General features: G+C 40.7%; 12 protein-coding genes. 5 read left to right on the plus strand and 7 right to left on the minus strand.

Annotated elements, in window-relative coordinates:
- The gene (gene ftsA / locus RIB54_RS08235) at positions 1 to 1,305 is read left to right on the plus strand and encodes a cell division protein FtsA (protein ID WP_350066379.1); all 1,305 of its coding nucleotides are present in this window, start codon (positions 1 to 3) and stop codon (positions 1,303 to 1,305) included.
- Positions 1,306 to 1,337: 32 nt separating this feature from the next.
- Positions 1,338 to 2,897, plus strand: coding sequence for a cell division protein FtsZ (gene ftsZ / locus RIB54_RS08240; RefSeq protein WP_350100428.1), 1,560 nt, complete (start codon positions 1,338 to 1,340; stop codon positions 2,895 to 2,897).
- Positions 2,898 to 3,718: 821 nt separating this feature from the next.
- Here the strand turns inward: ftsZ and RIB54_RS08245 are convergent.
- The 4 genes from RIB54_RS08245 to RIB54_RS08260 form a co-directional block, all read right to left on the minus strand.
- Entirely contained in the window at positions 3,719 to 4,423 is a 705-nt protein-coding gene (locus tag RIB54_RS08245) for a hypothetical protein (RefSeq protein WP_350100430.1), read from the minus strand.
- Between the two features lie 216 nt (positions 4,424 to 4,639).
- Positions 4,640 to 5,881, minus strand: coding sequence for a hypothetical protein (locus tag RIB54_RS08250; RefSeq protein ID WP_350100432.1), 1,242 nt, complete (start codon positions 5,879 to 5,881; stop codon positions 4,640 to 4,642).
- A gap of 615 nt (positions 5,882 to 6,496) precedes the next feature.
- The gene (locus RIB54_RS08255) at positions 6,497 to 7,495 is read right to left on the minus strand and encodes a metallophosphoesterase family protein (protein ID WP_350100433.1); all 999 of its coding nucleotides are present in this window, start codon (positions 7,493 to 7,495) and stop codon (positions 6,497 to 6,499) included.
- A 246-nt stretch (positions 7,496 to 7,741) separates the two neighbouring features.
- Complete coding sequence (locus RIB54_RS08260) at positions 7,742 to 9,385, minus strand: amidase family protein (protein WP_350100435.1); 1,644 nt, start codon at positions 9,383 to 9,385, stop codon at positions 7,742 to 7,744.
- Between the two features lie 296 nt (positions 9,386 to 9,681).
- Here RIB54_RS08260 and RIB54_RS08265 point away from each other — a divergent pair, with 296 nt between their 5' ends.
- Positions 9,682 to 10,698, plus strand: coding sequence for a pirin family protein (locus tag RIB54_RS08265; protein WP_350100436.1), 1,017 nt, complete (start codon positions 9,682 to 9,684; stop codon positions 10,696 to 10,698).
- A 149-nt stretch (positions 10,699 to 10,847) separates the two neighbouring features.
- Complete coding sequence (locus RIB54_RS08270; RefSeq protein WP_350100438.1) at positions 10,848 to 11,207, plus strand: SnoaL-like domain-containing protein; 360 nt, start codon at positions 10,848 to 10,850, stop codon at positions 11,205 to 11,207.
- Positions 11,208 to 11,253: 46 nt separating this feature from the next.
- On the opposite strand, the gene RIB54_RS08275 is transcribed toward RIB54_RS08270, so the two are convergent.
- A complete protein-coding gene (locus RIB54_RS08275; RefSeq protein ID WP_350100440.1) occupies positions 11,254 to 11,643 on the minus strand; it encodes a VOC family protein in 390 nt (129 codons plus the stop codon).
- A 41-nt stretch (positions 11,644 to 11,684) separates the two neighbouring features.
- The gene (locus tag RIB54_RS08280; RefSeq protein ID WP_350100441.1) at positions 11,685 to 12,179 is read right to left on the minus strand and encodes a hypothetical protein; all 495 of its coding nucleotides are present in this window, start codon (positions 12,177 to 12,179) and stop codon (positions 11,685 to 11,687) included.
- A gap of 91 nt (positions 12,180 to 12,270) precedes the next feature.
- Here RIB54_RS08280 and RIB54_RS08285 point away from each other — a divergent pair, with 91 nt between their 5' ends.
- Entirely contained in the window at positions 12,271 to 14,709 is a 2,439-nt protein-coding gene (locus RIB54_RS08285; protein WP_350100443.1) for a ligase-associated DNA damage response DEXH box helicase, read from the plus strand.
- On the opposite strand, the gene bla is transcribed toward RIB54_RS08285, so the two are convergent.
- On the minus strand, positions 14,706 to 15,443 hold the full coding sequence (gene bla / locus RIB54_RS08290; protein WP_350100444.1) for a subclass B1 metallo-beta-lactamase: 738 nt from the start codon (positions 15,441 to 15,443) through the stop codon (positions 14,706 to 14,708). The two genes, RIB54_RS08285 and bla, sit on opposite strands and share 4 nt — an antisense overlap.
- Between the last annotated feature and the right edge of the window lie 70 nt (positions 15,444 to 15,513).

Here is a 15,513-nt window from a genome sequence, read left to right on the forward strand (position 1 = left end):
ATGGAAAATGACAAAATTGTAGTCGGACTCGATATCGGAACCACAAAAATTTGCGCAATTGTGGGGAGGAAAAACGAGTTTGGCAAACTTGAAGTTTTGGGAATGGGCAAAGCCGAATCTGACGGAGTAATCCGCGGCATTGTCACTAACATTGACAAAACGGTAAACGCTATCGAAAAAGCAGTGCGGGAGGCTGAAGATCAATCTGGTATAGATATCAGGGTGGTCAATGTTGGTATCGCAGGCCAGCATATTAAAAGCTCTATCCATCATGGAAGCATCACCCGATCTTCCAATGATGACGAAATTACTATTGAAGACATTAACAGGCTTACCAATGACATGTATCGCATTGTGATACCTCCCGGGAGCCAGATCATACACGTAATGCCACAAGACTACACTGTGGATTATGAAGATGGTATCAAAGATCCTGTAGGGATGAGCGGTGTTAAGCTGGAAGCTGACTTCCACGTTATCACAGCACAGACTAATGCTATCAACAACATTAACAAATGCGTGCGTAGAGCAGGCCTTGAAATTGAGAACCTGATTCTTGAGCCTTTGGCATCGAGCATCGCGGTACTTAGTGACGAGGAGAAAGAAGCCGGTATTTGTCTTATCGATATTGGGGGTGGTACAACAGATATCGCCATTTTCCATGACAATATCATCAGACATACTGCTGTAATACCATTCGGTGGTAACATCATCACCTCTGACATTAAGCAGGGTTGTATGGTAATGCAGCATCAGGCTGAATTGCTAAAAACCAAATTCGGCAAGGCGATTGGAGAAGAGGCTAGCCCTAACGAGATTGTGTCTATACCGGGTATTAGAAACAGGGCACCAAAAGAAATCTCAGTAAGAAACCTTGCCAACATTATAGAGGCGAGAATGGAAGAGATTATCGAACTGGCGCATACAGAAATTATTACTTCAGGATTTGAGAACAGACTGGCAGGTGGCATTGTGGTCACAGGTGGTGGTTCTCAGTTGAACAGCCTGAAGCAATTGGTAGAATATATGACTGGCATGGATGCCAGAATCGGTTATCCTAACGAGCATCTTGGTAAAAGCAAGGTTGACAGTGTTAAGAGCCCCATGTATGCTACCTCAGTTGGCTTAGTGTTATCAGGGTTCAGGGCCATAGATAACAGGGAAGACCGATACAAGGCAGCGCAAGGTGGCGGTAAACTTACCGCAAAGAAAAAAGAATCCGGAGGTGGAGACTTTTTCAGATCAATACTTAACAAAACCAAAGGACTGTTAATCGATGACCTCGATGGGGGCAAAGATTATTAGTCAACTAATGCAAACCACTAAATAATAATATTATGGATGACAATGGATATAAATTCGAGATTCCGAAACATCATAAATCGATCATAAAAGTGATTGGTGTGGGTGGAGGCGGAAGCAACGCTGTAAACTTCATGTACAATCAGGGTATTAAAGATGTGGAATTTGTTGTGTGTAACACAGATTCACAAGCTTTAAAGTCTAGCGCTATACCCGCTAAAATACAGATAGGGGTAAACCTTACTGAAGGTCTTGGCGCAGGTGCCAATCCTGAAGTAGGAAAAAATGCCGCTTTAGAAAGTAAAGAAGATATTAGGGACCTGTTGGGCACAGATACGAAAATGGTATTTATCACTGCCGGAATGGGTGGAGGTACTGGTACAGGAGCCGCTCCGGTTATTGCTAAAATAGCCCGTGAGATGGACATCCTTACCGTAGGGATTGTTACTTCGCCTTTCTCTTTTGAAGGTAAAAAGAAGATAGCTCAAGCCCAAGCAGGTATTGATGCACTGAAAGAAAGCTGCGATACAGTGTTGGTAATATTAAACGACAAGCTGAGAGAGATCCATGGTAACCTCTCTATTGGTAATGCGTTTGCTCAGGCCGACAATGTGTTGACTACAGCTGCCAAAGGCATTGCTGAGATTATTACTGTAGCTGGATATGTAAATGTCGATTTTCAGGATGTTAAAACAGTAATGTATAACGCTGGTGCAGCGGTTATGGGTTCTGCAGAAACCAAAGGTGAAAACAGGGCGCGCAGGGCTGCTGAAATGGCATTGGCTTCACCATTATTGGATAACCGAGACATCAATGGAGCTCAGAAAATATTGCTTTCAATTATTTCTGGCGACCAGGCAGAGCTGCAAATGGATGAGCTTACTGAAATTACAGAATACATCCAGGAGCAGGCAGGTGATGAAGCTGAAGTGATTTTCGGCCACGGTGTTGATCCTAATCTGGAAGAAAGCATCAGGGTTACTGTTATTGCCACTGGTTTTGATAAGGTGCAGAGCAATAACCTATATACTAAAGACGAGCCTAAAAAGGCAGAAGATAATGGCCGCAGGGTATATGATCTGGAAGCCCCACAGCAGATAGATCTTTTTCATACTGACAAAACGGTTAACGACTTCAACCAAAAGGATATTACCTCAAGAGAGGTGGAAGATAAGCAGGAGCCTGCAGAGGAGGCACCACGCTATGCTTTTGGCCGACCTGAAAGCAGGATAGAAGAAGACGAAATGGATGGTGAAGACGGCTTGTTTGCCGAGCTTGAAGATGAGTTTGAGATTGTTGATGAAGACGATAGCGATCAGCATATCAATGATGATGGTATGATGGAAGTGAACAGCACCAAAGAGCGGTTAAGAATGCAGGCTGAGGAGCGCATTAACAAGCTTAAAGGGCTGAACAAAGCTGAGATGAGTGCCAATGAATTTAAGGACAAACTGGATGTGCCTGCATTTTTGCGCAAAGATGTAAGGCTTCAGAATGTACCGCACTCAAGCGAGCCACATGTAAGTAAGTATAATTTAAATGATGATAATCAGATCTTAGGCAACAACAAGTTCTTGCATGATAATGTGGACTAGATCCACAATTTGACATCGCAGCATTAAAACCGGCTTACTTTCCAATTCGTAGTGGTTGTTGGTTGTAATTTTTTGGCCGGTGCTGCCCTGTCAACTTTTTTTAGCTTTTACCTCCCTCGTTAACTCGGGGGAGGTTTTTTTATGGAATGACAATTCCTTGGAGTTTGAATTTGGGGTAAGGAATTGGGTGTGTGTGCCCAGTATGGGCATCTGGTATTTAAGATACCATATTATTCCAGAGGGTGCAAGTCCCTTACAGGCAAGTTGGTGAAGCCTGTTGGTAAGCCGCAAGCTGGTTTTCCGCGAGGAATGCAGTGAAGAAAGCGGGACTACAAAATCCGGTACTGACGAACAGGAACGGCATACGGAGGCCAGATAGAGAGGGTAAGCAAGCACATCTTTGTGACACCCGTAGCCAATAATCTCTATTAGGTAGATGCCGCAGGAATCGGAGGAAGGAATATGCCCTTACCTGGGGAGATCTCACTATGTCGTGTACATAGGGAGAAGTCAGCAGAGGCCATATTAGTTACTGGCAACAAGCCCTGAAAGACAGGGAAGTCTTACAAGGTAACGAAGGGCTGAACGTATTGTGAAGTGAAAATTCGTATAGGAATCCGCCATCTGGCGGATAGCCTATACTTAAAAGTAGCGGAAAGGTATCATCGGTGTAAAGAGCGATGATGCTATGCTTTACGAACCGCCCAGTACGAGAACCGTACGCTGGGTGGTGGCGCCTACGCTGAAGCTTTAGCGCAAGCATGTGAGAGGCGCACCGTGGGCTTATGGCTCACGGCCGTCTACTCGATTGGCGGTAGTTTTTATTCAATTCTGTCAATCTTATATTTCTCCTTTAAGTTTCTAACCGCTTTTTTCTTGTCTTCATTACTAAAACTCAAATTGTCTTTATTGAAATATTTTTGTTTCAACTCGTTAAGTTCTCTAGTTTTTTCATATTCAACTTCTTTGTCGTAAATCTTATCCGACCCAAAGTAAAGCCTGTCTTCGTGAAAATAAAAAAGCCCCCAATTTAGTGTCTCGTCAAATATTATCAAGTCGTCAGAAAAGAAAAGCCCTTCCCAATACTTAATTACCATCTTCCAGGTTAGTGTTACGGATTGTCCACTTCTTTCACTATCAATAAATACAAATTTTTCAAACGTAATAGGTTTTGAGTAAAGCCATTTTTTAATTTCCTTCTCACAATTTTCCGTCACTTCAAATTCTTGTATTGTCTTAAAGTATTTTTCATTAAAAGGTTTCCATAATGGCCCTGATATCATTTTTGAGCTGTCAATATAGTTTCTAACAAACTTGCTTGCTTCATCATTTAGAAAGAAGATTTGGTCTTTATGTTCCTGCGGTATTTGACTGGCTTCTTCAGGCGACCACAAAAAACTCCAAGTCTTTGGAAAGTCAGTTGAATAAGTTTTTATGTTGTCAAAGTTTATCATTTCAATTGAATGGTCTCGTTTTCTCAAATTACCGCCAACAACAGGATAGCGGGCATGCCTGCTATTTCGCATGTAGTAAAGTCCTGCTATTCGAAATATGTGTTAAATATATTGTATTAATCTAAGTAATAGTAATAAAAATACTGAATTAAATTGAAATTTAACCAAGAGAACAACAAGTCAAGCCTCATAGGTTTATCTGCACACTGAAAATTAAATCTATGAGGTTTATATCGAAAATATGGCATTCACCATGGACTCGTTCTCACAATTACAAAAGTTAACTTATCAATCAATCTCAATTTTGTCACTTATATAGCCTGGAAGGTGAGAGATGGCATTTTTTAATTTAGCTTTATTAACCTCTTTCAAGCTTTCATCTTCAGTAGAGTAGAAATAATTAAGAAATACATAATATCCCAATATCCTATTGTAGTCATCCAATTCATCATTGCTAATCATTGCTATTAGCTCACTTTCAACATTTTCGCGATGTTGTGCTTCCGCCAAAGCTCTTCCAATTCTGCGGATATTACCATAATAATGATGTTCAGATGGGTTTTCCGTACGCAAGGAAATACCCAGAATTAAATCAAGAACATTTATATTCAACTCCTCTAATTCTTTAATATATGTTTTACGTTGTGCCCATGCATAACTTCCATCAGAGGCTCTGTCAAACCGGTCATTCATTATATCTAAATGTGATTTTAAAAACACTTGCCAATTTGCAGTTGATGCTGCTAAAATGGCAATATTAATAGCATGAATTCTGGGTCTGCTGTCTTGACTGCAAGAACCTACAACCTGAGTAGACCTCATTTCATCGAGTATTTTACTTTGTTTTTTAAGTGATAATTTCTCCCAGTTACGTGGTAGATCTACCCAGCCACGTTTTAGGTTCTTTTTGAATTTAGCTGTAGTGGTATCTATCAAGCAGTCGGCATAGCCTATCATTTTTGCATACTTATCCGGTACAGGCTTTGTTTCTAGTTTATTTGGCAGATAAAATATATTAATAGATTCTTCCCAGTAATCAGTTTTTTTAATGTGATGATATATCCATGGTGATTTCAAATCTCCTTTGTAATCATCAAGTTGTTTATCAAAGCTTATTTCCATTCCATAACCATCTCCTACATCGATCTCACTAAACTCTATAATATCTTTCCCCTTATAATTTTGATATTGAAATCTAACAACAAGTACATTTTCCATAATCTCGGCTTTTGCATACTTCTCCTTAAAGTTTTCATAACTGATATTATTTTCAAGGTCTATTATGACTTCTGATATATTGCCCTGCTCTAGTTTTATGGAATGACCCACAGTTTGCGCTTTACCTAAATAAGTTTTGTTTAATTCGCAAGACAGGTATTTAAGATTCAATGAGTCAACGATACTAGTTAGTTTACTCATTGTTGTTTCGCTATAAATTAATCCATTAGAATGGGCTACAAACTCACTTTCTTGAGCATTTGCGATTAGACTTACTATAAGACATAACGCCAACACAATTATCTTTTTCATGGTCTAAAAATTTATAGTTAAGTAAAAATTCTATTTCATTTAGTGATTAATAAAATGTATAGAATGAATTTAAACATCTATTAGTTTTAGTTAATCCCCCTAATTGGAGTAATCGAAAGATTCAAAATAGTCACAAATGATGATAAGAGCTCATGCTAGGCACTTAAGGTAATAAATGAAGAGTTAGAGGGAGACTGGTGTGCGTGAGTACCTGGACTAACTATAAAATTATATTCCCAGATTTATTCTGGCATCTCTGTATTTAAGATGATGGCTTTATTAATAAGAGGCCCCGGAATACCTGCCTGTCGGCAGACAGGAATCCGGGGAGGAACTTGCATCAAACCTCATAGGTTTATCTGCGCACGGAATATCAAACCTTTCAGGTTTTATTCTAAGAGGTTGTCACGTCCTTATAATAACAAACTAAAATAGTAACGTCACTTCGACATGCAGCGCAGCGTAATGAGAAGTCTCCTAATCGATAAAAGCGACCTAATGCTTCATTATTGCAAATAAGGAGACCTCTCACCCTAAGAGGGATTCGAGGTGACGTTGGGCTTATCGGAGACCTCTCTCCACCAATTGGAGGATTTAAGGTGACAATGCTAAAATTTAATTACCACCAGGCACAGCCCCGGTCTCATCCAAAATTCCTTTCATTTTTAGATGAGTGATCACGGGTTTTTCAGCCATACGTACTAATGTAAAATGATCATAGGCCATTGAATCATCTTCAGCCTGGAAACCACCTGTGGTGCCGAGAGTTATATAATCCATATCGTTTCTCTTACGGTGCGAGAAAGAATGAACATGACCATTAATAAGTGTATGGTTACGATCTGACAGGAGGGCCTCTAATGGCCCGAAACCTTTATCGCCATCCAGTTTCCATGTTGGCTTGTGCATCAATACAAACGTCCAGCGTACCTCTGGGTGTTGGGTCAGTACCTTTTTGAAATAGTCATGCTGAGCTGCACTTATGCCTCCGGTCTTGGCCTCCTGCATGTTGGCATATTCTGTATCTGCATAATTACCTTCTTTTTCTCCTCTGATAACTTTGTAAGCTTCTTCACGGGCCTTATTCACTTCAATCAACCTGGCTTCTTCATAATTTTCAGTGTCCATCATTAGAAACAGCACATTCTCATAAACAAAGTGATAGTATGTGGGGCCAAAGCGCTCACTCCAAACTTTTCTCATCACAGGATTGGTCAGGTCATGATTGCCACCCAGATGAAAGAACGGCATGTTCAAATGTTCCGTTCGCGCATTAAAAGAATCCCATTCCTTTGCCAGTTGCTGTGGGTCTTCGGTTCCTCCTTCAATCAGGTCACCCACGCTTAATACAAAAGTTGGGTCAAGTCTGTTGAGCTGGGCAACGGCTGTCTTGTAAATTCCGGGTCTTTCACCTCCCGTAAGGTCGGAAATAATGGCAAAGGTGAAATCGTCTTCTTCCAATTCAAATTCTGTACTTGTCCATGGGGTAGGGCCTTCTTGTAGATCATGCTCGAATGTTGGAGAAGTCTTGACCTCAGTTGTGGCCTTGTCAGGGGCATTGCAGCCAATAACAACTATAAATAGTAGGAGGTATTTAAGGAATGATATTTTCATAATACTGTATTTGACTTCAAGATAATAGAGCCAATGTTAAATCTTGCGCTTTATTTTTGATTTATTGATTTGATAATATTGAAAGTCTCACTTGATCGTTTTGATACCTGTAAAGTGGACAATATCTTTTACTTCTCTGTGGTTCTCCGCGCGATCTGCGGTTAGTTTTCTTACCACAGTGTTAACAGAGTCACAAAGATTAATCGAAGGAGAAATAAAGCTTAATCCTCAATAGTGATGTTTTTCTTAACGATAAGCCTTAGGTAGCCTTCTCAATTTTGAAGCTTGTTCATAAGCATAACCAACTTTCAACAGCTTGGCCTCTTCAAAAGGTTTTGCAATGAAAGTAATGCCTTTTGGCTGTCCTTCTTTGGAATAGCCCATTGGCACAGTAAGGCAAGGATATTTGGCCACTGCCGCCTGTCCTGCAGTCCAGTTGTTTATCGACAATATAATATCAAGGTTATGCTCCTGCATAGGCTTTTCAAAGTAGCTTTTACCTCTTCTGTTCATTTCTGCCCTAAGGCTAATGAGCGAGTCCATGGTAATGTCCAGCGCTGCGATTTCCTCCAATCTACCCTGTCCATAAGGCACATTGATAGTTGTATCCTTTTTATTGAAAGCCACGATGTCACCCACGCTTGTATAGCTGATAGAATCGCCAGCATAAGTTTTAAAATAATGAGGAAGGTCTACTTTCATATCGCCACTCAGCAGTGTGGTAAAACCATTATAATCCATTTGCTCTGGAGCAATAACTACCGTATCACCGCCCATGGCCACTATTTTACTTACATTTTCCAGATAGGTTGTGTCGGCAAGAAATCCTTTGATCACGCCAAAGCGTAGACCTTCAACTGTTCCGGTTTTCATATCTTCATAATATTTAAGGCCTTCAGGACTGTCAGCAGTAGCTGCATCTTCGGCATCCTTGCCAGTCATGGCCGAAAGGAAAATAGCATTGTCAATAACGCTCTTGGTCATAGGACCAGGAGTATCCAGCGTGCTGGAAATTGGTATGATTCCACCTCTACTTAATAACCCGATGGTTGGCTTAAGCCCGACAATGGAATTAGAGCTTGATGGTGATAAGATGGAGCCTGAAGTCTCACTACCTACGGCAACTGCTGCATAGTTGGCCGCTATGGCTGAGCCACTTCCAGAACTTGAGCCACCAGTATCAAATTTTCTTGGCCCATAGGGGTTTAGCGTCTGTCCGCCAACCGTGCTATATCCATTTGGATTGACCATCGCATAATAGTTGGCCCATTCGCTTAGGTTGGATTTGCCTAAAATTATTCCACCTTTCTCCTTCATGCGCTTTACAATAAATGCATCTTCAGCATAATTACTGACCATAGCAGCGGCACCTGCAGTAGTAGGTAAGCCTTCAAAATTCACATTGTCTTTTAACAGTATCGGCATGCCGTAAATAAGATGGTCGCTGTCAGACTTGTTCTTGTCACGCTTTCTGGCTTCTTCCACAGCCTTCGGATTGATGGCAATAATATTGTTAAGTGCTGAGTCCTTACTATTTTCAAATAGTGCAATGCGATACAAATACCATTGTGTTAGTGTCTCATAAGAAAGATCGCCAGATTTAATATGTGACTGGATGGTGGGAATATCTTGCTCCAAGATAAAGGGAGTTAGCTTTTGGTAATCCTCCTTTGAGAAGTATATGATCTGATCAGCAATCTGATTCAGCATATCATTTTTGTCTGATATTTTAGATTGGATCAACTTGTATTGCATTCTTACTGACTCGTGAGCAGCATTTTCTTCAAGCCATGCTGTTTCGTCATAAGGCTCCCATGCAGGAATGATAGTCTTTGGTTTTTGCTCGCAGGCTGCGGCAACAATTAATAGAAAAAGGGCAATTCTTTTCATATTGGTTTTAGGTTAATTCACCCTAAGTTACAACTCAGAAGCTATTTTGTTTTTCCGTTCATCCCAAATTATGCTTCAATGCATAATTTGTCACAAGGGCAGACGATCCAGCCGTTAAAAAGCTGGTTGTCTGGATTACCCTGACCAAAATTTCTAAAAGAATTTTTGCGTCATCATTTAAGGGTAAAATAAAAGTTAGATTCTTGCACAGATGAATATTGTCATTTTAGATTTGTTGGAGAACTTCTTTAACTTGATGTTGTTCTTATAACTGGTTCAAACAACTATTAGAAATTATGTCATCACCAATATTAAAAATCAAATCGTTGAGTTTTCCATGGCAAACCAGCGATCCTTTTTTATTCTGTGTCCATCATGCCGATTTTTATCCAAAAGGTAATGATCAATTAGGTCCTGATGCTTCTCTTGCAGGCAGAAACATTGGTCAGGATTTTACCATAAAGGACGGGTGGAGAATGTACCATGGTGAAACTGTGCCGGGCTTTCCTGCGCATCCGCACAGAGGTTTTGAAACTGTTACCATTTGCACCACAGGACTTATTGATCATTCGGATTCACTAGGTGCTGCAGCAAGATTTGGGAATGGAGATGTGCAATGGATGACTGCGGGTAAGGGCGTGCAACACTCTGAAATGTTCCCGTTGCTGGATAAGAATAACCCTAATCCTTTGGAGCTTTTTCAAATCTGGCTTAATCTGCCTCAGGCTCATAAACTAGTTGAACCACATTTTGCAATGCTATGGAACGATACCATTCCGCAGCTGGAATATGAAGATGAAAGCGGCAATAAAACTTCAGTGATGGTTGTTGCCGGTAATTTGGATGATAATGACGCACCTGCACCACCACCTAAATCGTGGGCCGCTACAGATGATAATGATGTAGCCATATGGACAATAGATATGGAGCCGAATGCAGAGTGGACTATTCCGTCTACCGCGGCAGGTACCAATAGAACCATCTATTATTTTGAAGGCGAGGGTTTGGAAGTAGCAGGGCAGGAGATCCCCTATTATCACGGAGTAGAGCTGAACCCTGAAATGGAAGTGGAACTGAAAAACGGAAGCAAAAAAGCCAGACTTTTGCTGCTTCAAGGTAAGCCTATCAATGAGCCGGTAGCTCAGTATGGTCCTTTCGTGATGAATACCCAGGCAGAAATTCAAGAGGCCATGCGTGATTACCAATCCACACAGTTTGGTGGTTGGCCTTGGACATCACATCAGCACGTGCACCCAAGAGAGAAAGGCCGCTTTGCAGTACATGTTGATGGCACGGAAGAGGTGAAGGACTAGCGCTTATCTGATATAGAATAAAATTTCAAAGAGGACTAAAAATCCTCTTTTTTCATTTCCACACAAAAATAATTGATCAGTGTTTAAACATTAAAACTTAGATTCCGTTACTTGGGTATAATCAATGTTTAAACATCAATATTAAAAATATGAGCTATTTAGAAAAAGAAAAAGAACTACAGACCATGGTAAACTCTGGTCAGTTAATGGATGCATTTGAAAAGTTTTATGCTGAAGATGTTGTGTTGGTGGAGCCAACAGGAGATAAGTTTGTAGGTAAAGACGAAGCAAGAAAGCACGAAATTGAGTTCCTTGGAAAGGTAGAAGCATTTCATGGTGCTGGTATCACTAAGATTACTTCTAACGAAGAAGAAGCAACTACTTGTGCTGAAGTTTGGATGGAAGTTACTTTTAAAGGAATGGATGCCCCAATAAAACTGGAGCAAGTTGCTGTGAAGCAATGGGAAGGCGATCATGTAAAACACGAGCGTTTTTACTTTAATGCTTAAGTAAAAATAAAAGGCTAATTCACAATTGTTGAATTGGCCTTTTATTTTATCCATGCGAATGCATCGCCACTCTATTGCCTTCTGAATCTTCAAATAAGGCCATATAACCATAGCCTTCGGCAATCAGCTTTTTGGGCATCATCACTTTTCCTCCTGCAGCCTCAACCCGGCCAAGTTCATTATTTAAATCTCCTGAGTGTGCAGTAAAATATACCAGCGCACCTTCCTGACTGGGCTTGTAAAATTCAGGCATGCATACCAATGATCCCATTGCGCCTGAGCCCTCCTGAGTTGTTGGGAACCACCCCATATCCAACTCACCCATCTGATGCCGCTCTATTTTAACTTCAAATACCGCTTCATAGAACTTCATTGCACGTTCCATATTGGCCACTGGCATTTCAAACCAGCCTACCATGTTGTTTTTGATTTTCATAATTATTGAGTTTTGATTACACTCAATATACAAAAAATCTGTTATTCATTGATTTGATCAACAACTGAATTCACCTTATCCATCCATGGGTGAAGGGCGCTAGGAACATTAGACTGAACTTGGTCAATCAGCCAATAACGATGGATGTCATTCACATTGTATTCAAAATAAATACCGCCTCCATCTGCATAATCCGGCTGTCCTATAATGGTGTCTGTAATTATTAGCAATGACGCTGGAGTGCTTGATAACAGCGATTTGGCAATTTCGAACTTCTCATCTGATAGCAAGTTGAAATCACCTGAATAGGAAGTTTGAGTGTTAGGATAATTATCATTTTTATCTTCTGACAGGGTTGTTCCCGTTAATTTGAAAATCTCAATACATTCTTCTCCTGAACATTCCCCGGCATATGTACCAAACAAAATGTATTCTCCCTCTGCAGTTGGTTGCTCTACCAAAAACAAAGGCCCTTCATCCGTATTGCAAGCTATTAGGGCAAGGGCTAAAATTATGTAGCTCACGATTTTTTTCATGGGTTTAAAATTAAGTTTTCTTGACTATATGACCCTTTATTTTCCCTTAAGGTTGGAATGATACTAACATGAAACGTTATCTTTAGTATCAATGACCAACAATGAATTAATAGCCAAAGGAGAGGAGTGGTTCCAGTCGAAAGGATGGAGTACATTTCCTTTTCAGCAGCAGGCCTGGGCAGCTTATTTGCAGGGCTTTCATGGGTTGGTCAATGCGCCTACTGGTAGTGGAAAGACTTACTCCTTGGTGGTGCCAACCCTGCTTGAATTTATTAAGGAAGGCAATAGTTCTAAGAATTCCAACGGACTAAGAGTAATCTGGATTACTCCTATCAGGGCACTTGCCAAGGAGATTGCCAATTCAACACAAAAGGCATTGGAAGGGTTGGGTGTTGACTGGCAGGTTGGTGTACGAACTGGTGATACCACAACAAAGCAGAGGGCAGCACAAAAGCAAACACCACCGGAATTTCTGATTACCACTCCTGAAAGCCTGCACCTGATGCTTGCTCAAAAAGGGTATGCCAATTACTTCAAAAACCTAAGGGCCATTGTTTGTGACGAGTGGCACGAGCTGATGGGTTCCAAACGTGGAGTGCAGGTAGAACTGGCGCTTTCCAGACTCAAAAGCATTTGTCCAAACCTAAAGGTCTGGGGAATATCAGCCACCATTGGAAATATGGATGAAGCAATTGCAGCACTTCTTGGCAATAGCAAGAAATTAAAAATCATCAGGTCTGACATTAAGAAAGTGATTGAAGTTGAATCGGTGCTTCCTGATGATGTTGATCAATTGCCCTGGGCTGGGCATCTGGGTGTCAATCTCATAGATAAAGTAATACCCATTATCAAGCAAAGTAAAAGCACCCTGATTTTTACTAACACCAGATCTTTTGCAGAAATATGGTATCAAAAATTGCTGGAAAGGGCGCCTGAACTGGCGGGAATCATGGCGATGCATCATGGTTCTATAAGCAGGGAACTCAGGGATTGGGTAGAGGATCAGTTGTATCATGGTCAGCTCAAAGCCGTGGTGTGTACTTCCAGTCTTGATTTGGGTGTAGATTTCAGGCCAGTAGAGACCATAATTCAGGTAGGAAGTCCGAAGGGTGTTGCCCGGTTTATGCAGCGTGCCGGACGTAGTGGCCATCAGCCGGGGGCCATCAGCAAAATCTATTTTGTACCCACACATTCATTGGAATTGATAGAAGCTGCGGCCTTAAGGGCGGCCATTGAAAAGAAATTGGTAGAGGACAGGATTCCGTACATACGCTCATTTGATGTGTTGATCCAATACTTGGTAACGCTGGCAGTTTCTGATGGTTTTGTGCCTGCAGAAATATTCAAGGAAGTACAATCAACCTTTGCATATGATAGTATAAATGAGGAGGAGTGGGGCTGGTTAATGAATTTTATTACCACAGGAGGAAGGGCGCTGACAGCCTATAATGAATATAGAAAAGTAGAAATTGAGGAAGACGTATATAAGGTTACGGACAGAAGAATAGCCATGCGGCATCGTTTGAGCATCGGGACGATTGTGAGTGATGCCTCACTCAAAGTGAAATATACAAGCGGTAAATATATTGGTACCGTTGAAGAGTATTTCATTTCAAGGCTTAATCCGGGTGATGTTTTTTGGTTTGCGGGAAGAAACTTAGAGTTGATTCGAATTAAGGGAATGGAAATACAGGTTCGAAACAGTAATAAAAAGGCCAAATCTGTTCCATCATGGCAGGGTGGAAGAATGCCGCTCTCTTCACAGCTTTCCGTTATGCTCAGACAAAAGCTTGATGAGCTGACCAAGCCAAATCAAAAGGATGTAGAACTTAGATTTCTAAAGCCTTTAATGGATTTGCAGAAAGAAAGATCGCATCTACCAAATAAGAAAGAATTTCTGGTTGAATATTTTAAGAGCAAAGAGGGATTCCATGTTTTGATGTACCCATTCGAAGGGCGCGCAGTACATGAAGGTATTGCAGCTTTGTTAGCATTGAGAATTTCAAGGATGATGCCTATCACTTTTAGCATCGCCATGAATGATTATGGATTTGAGCTATTATCAGATCAGGAGATCCCCATTTATGAAGCCATAGAAACTGATATACTTACTACCAACAATCTTTGGCAAGATATCCAAGCGGGTATCAATTCAGTGGAAATGGGGCGTAGACGGTTTAGGGATATTGCCTCTATTTCTGGCCTGGTTTTCAAAGGGTATCCTGGTCATCAGATTAAAGACCGTCACATTCAATCATCTTCACAGTTGTTTTTTGATGTATTTAATGATCATGATTCCACCAACCTATTGCTGTTACAGGCCTATGAGGAGGTAATGGATTTTCAATTGGAGGAAGCCAGAATTAGAAAAGCACTGGAAAGAATCAATCAACAGAAAATTGTGATCACCGAGCCTGAAAAGCCTACACCTTTTGCTTTCCCTATCATGGTGGACAGGCTGAGTAGAGAAAAATTATCCTCAGAAAAACTGGAGGACAGAGTAAAACGGATGAAACTTCAGTTTGATTAATTGACCCTGTCGCCCTCAAACATCTTGATAGTAAAATCCAGTAAATCGATGCCGCCAACTTTGCCATGCCCGGGTACAACAAATTGAATTTGCGGGTAGGCCTTCTTTATATTTTCTATAGAATTTGACCATTCCTGGATATTTGCATCTTCAAGATTTCCTCTTCCCGCTCCAAGAGCCTTTACCTGACATCCACCAAATAGCGCATTTTCAGATGGTATGTAACTGATAATGTTGCCTTTGGAATGTGCCTCCCCAAAGAATGTGTTAATCACAGACTGATTCCCAATGGTCAATGTATCAGTATTACCGAAGCCATTTTTCGGCACTTCCTGCTGATCACCTTTGGCCAGCTGTATTGTTTTGTTACTGGCGTAAGACGCGATATTCTGATTATGAAACTGTTTCAATCCGCCAAGACAGTCAATATGAAAATGGTTAATCACAACTCCTTTTATACTGCTTTTAAGTGTATTTTTAACAAAGTGGATCAACTCAACGCTGGAAATACTGTCACTTGGCGTGTCAAAAATAACCGCTTCATTGTCACTTATAAAAATGGCTCCGTTGCAAGCAACCTTTCCATAATCATTGGTCTGAAGGTAGGTTTTTTGCAAATAAAAATTTGGAGTGATTTGTTCTATGACAAGATTTTCAGACTCATAGATATTCTCTTGAGCCATTGCGGCTCTGCCACTAATCAGTAGCAGACAGATTAAAAAAGATTGCTTCATGCACTAAAATTAAATCAAGCATTAATATTAGCCTATATTTCAGTTAATTTTAGAATCAACAACAGCAAAA

The sequence above is a fragment of the Fulvivirga sp. genome (genome assembly GCF_040218215.1).
Taxonomy (GTDB): domain Bacteria; phylum Bacteroidota; class Bacteroidia; order Cytophagales; family Cyclobacteriaceae; genus Fulvivirga.

What these genes read in the sequence shown, in the direction of transcription:
- ftsZ (WP_350100428.1), top strand. Translation starts at nt 1,338, where the DNA reads ATGGATGACAATGGATATAAATTCGAGATTCCGAAACATCATAAATCG.
- RIB54_RS08280 (WP_350100441.1), bottom strand. Translation starts at nt 12,179, where the DNA reads ATGAAAAAAATCGTGAGCTACATAATTTTAGCCCTTGCCCTAATAGCT.
- RIB54_RS08285 (WP_350100443.1), top strand. Translation starts at nt 12,271, where the DNA reads ATGACCAACAATGAATTAATAGCCAAAGGAGAGGAGTGGTTCCAGTCG.
- ftsA (WP_350066379.1), top strand. Translation starts at nt 1, where the DNA reads ATGGAAAATGACAAAATTGTAGTCGGACTCGATATCGGAACCACAAAA.
- RIB54_RS08245 (WP_350100430.1), bottom strand. Translation starts at nt 4,423, where the DNA reads ATGCGAAATAGCAGGCATGCCCGCTATCCTGTTGTTGGCGGTAATTTG.
- RIB54_RS08255 (WP_350100433.1), bottom strand. Translation starts at nt 7,495, where the DNA reads ATGAAAATATCATTCCTTAAATACCTCCTACTATTTATAGTTGTTATT.
- bla (WP_350100444.1), bottom strand. Translation starts at nt 15,443, where the DNA reads ATGAAGCAATCTTTTTTAATCTGTCTGCTACTGATTAGTGGCAGAGCC.
- RIB54_RS08260 (WP_350100435.1), bottom strand. Translation starts at nt 9,385, where the DNA reads ATGAAAAGAATTGCCCTTTTTCTATTAATTGTTGCCGCAGCCTGCGAG.
- RIB54_RS08275 (WP_350100440.1), bottom strand. Translation starts at nt 11,643, where the DNA reads ATGAAAATCAAAAACAACATGGTAGGCTGGTTTGAAATGCCAGTGGCC.
- RIB54_RS08250 (WP_350100432.1), bottom strand. Translation starts at nt 5,881, where the DNA reads ATGAAAAAGATAATTGTGTTGGCGTTATGTCTTATAGTAAGTCTAATC.
- RIB54_RS08270 (WP_350100438.1), top strand. Translation starts at nt 10,848, where the DNA reads ATGAGCTATTTAGAAAAAGAAAAAGAACTACAGACCATGGTAAACTCT.
- RIB54_RS08265 (WP_350100436.1), top strand. Translation starts at nt 9,682, where the DNA reads ATGTCATCACCAATATTAAAAATCAAATCGTTGAGTTTTCCATGGCAA.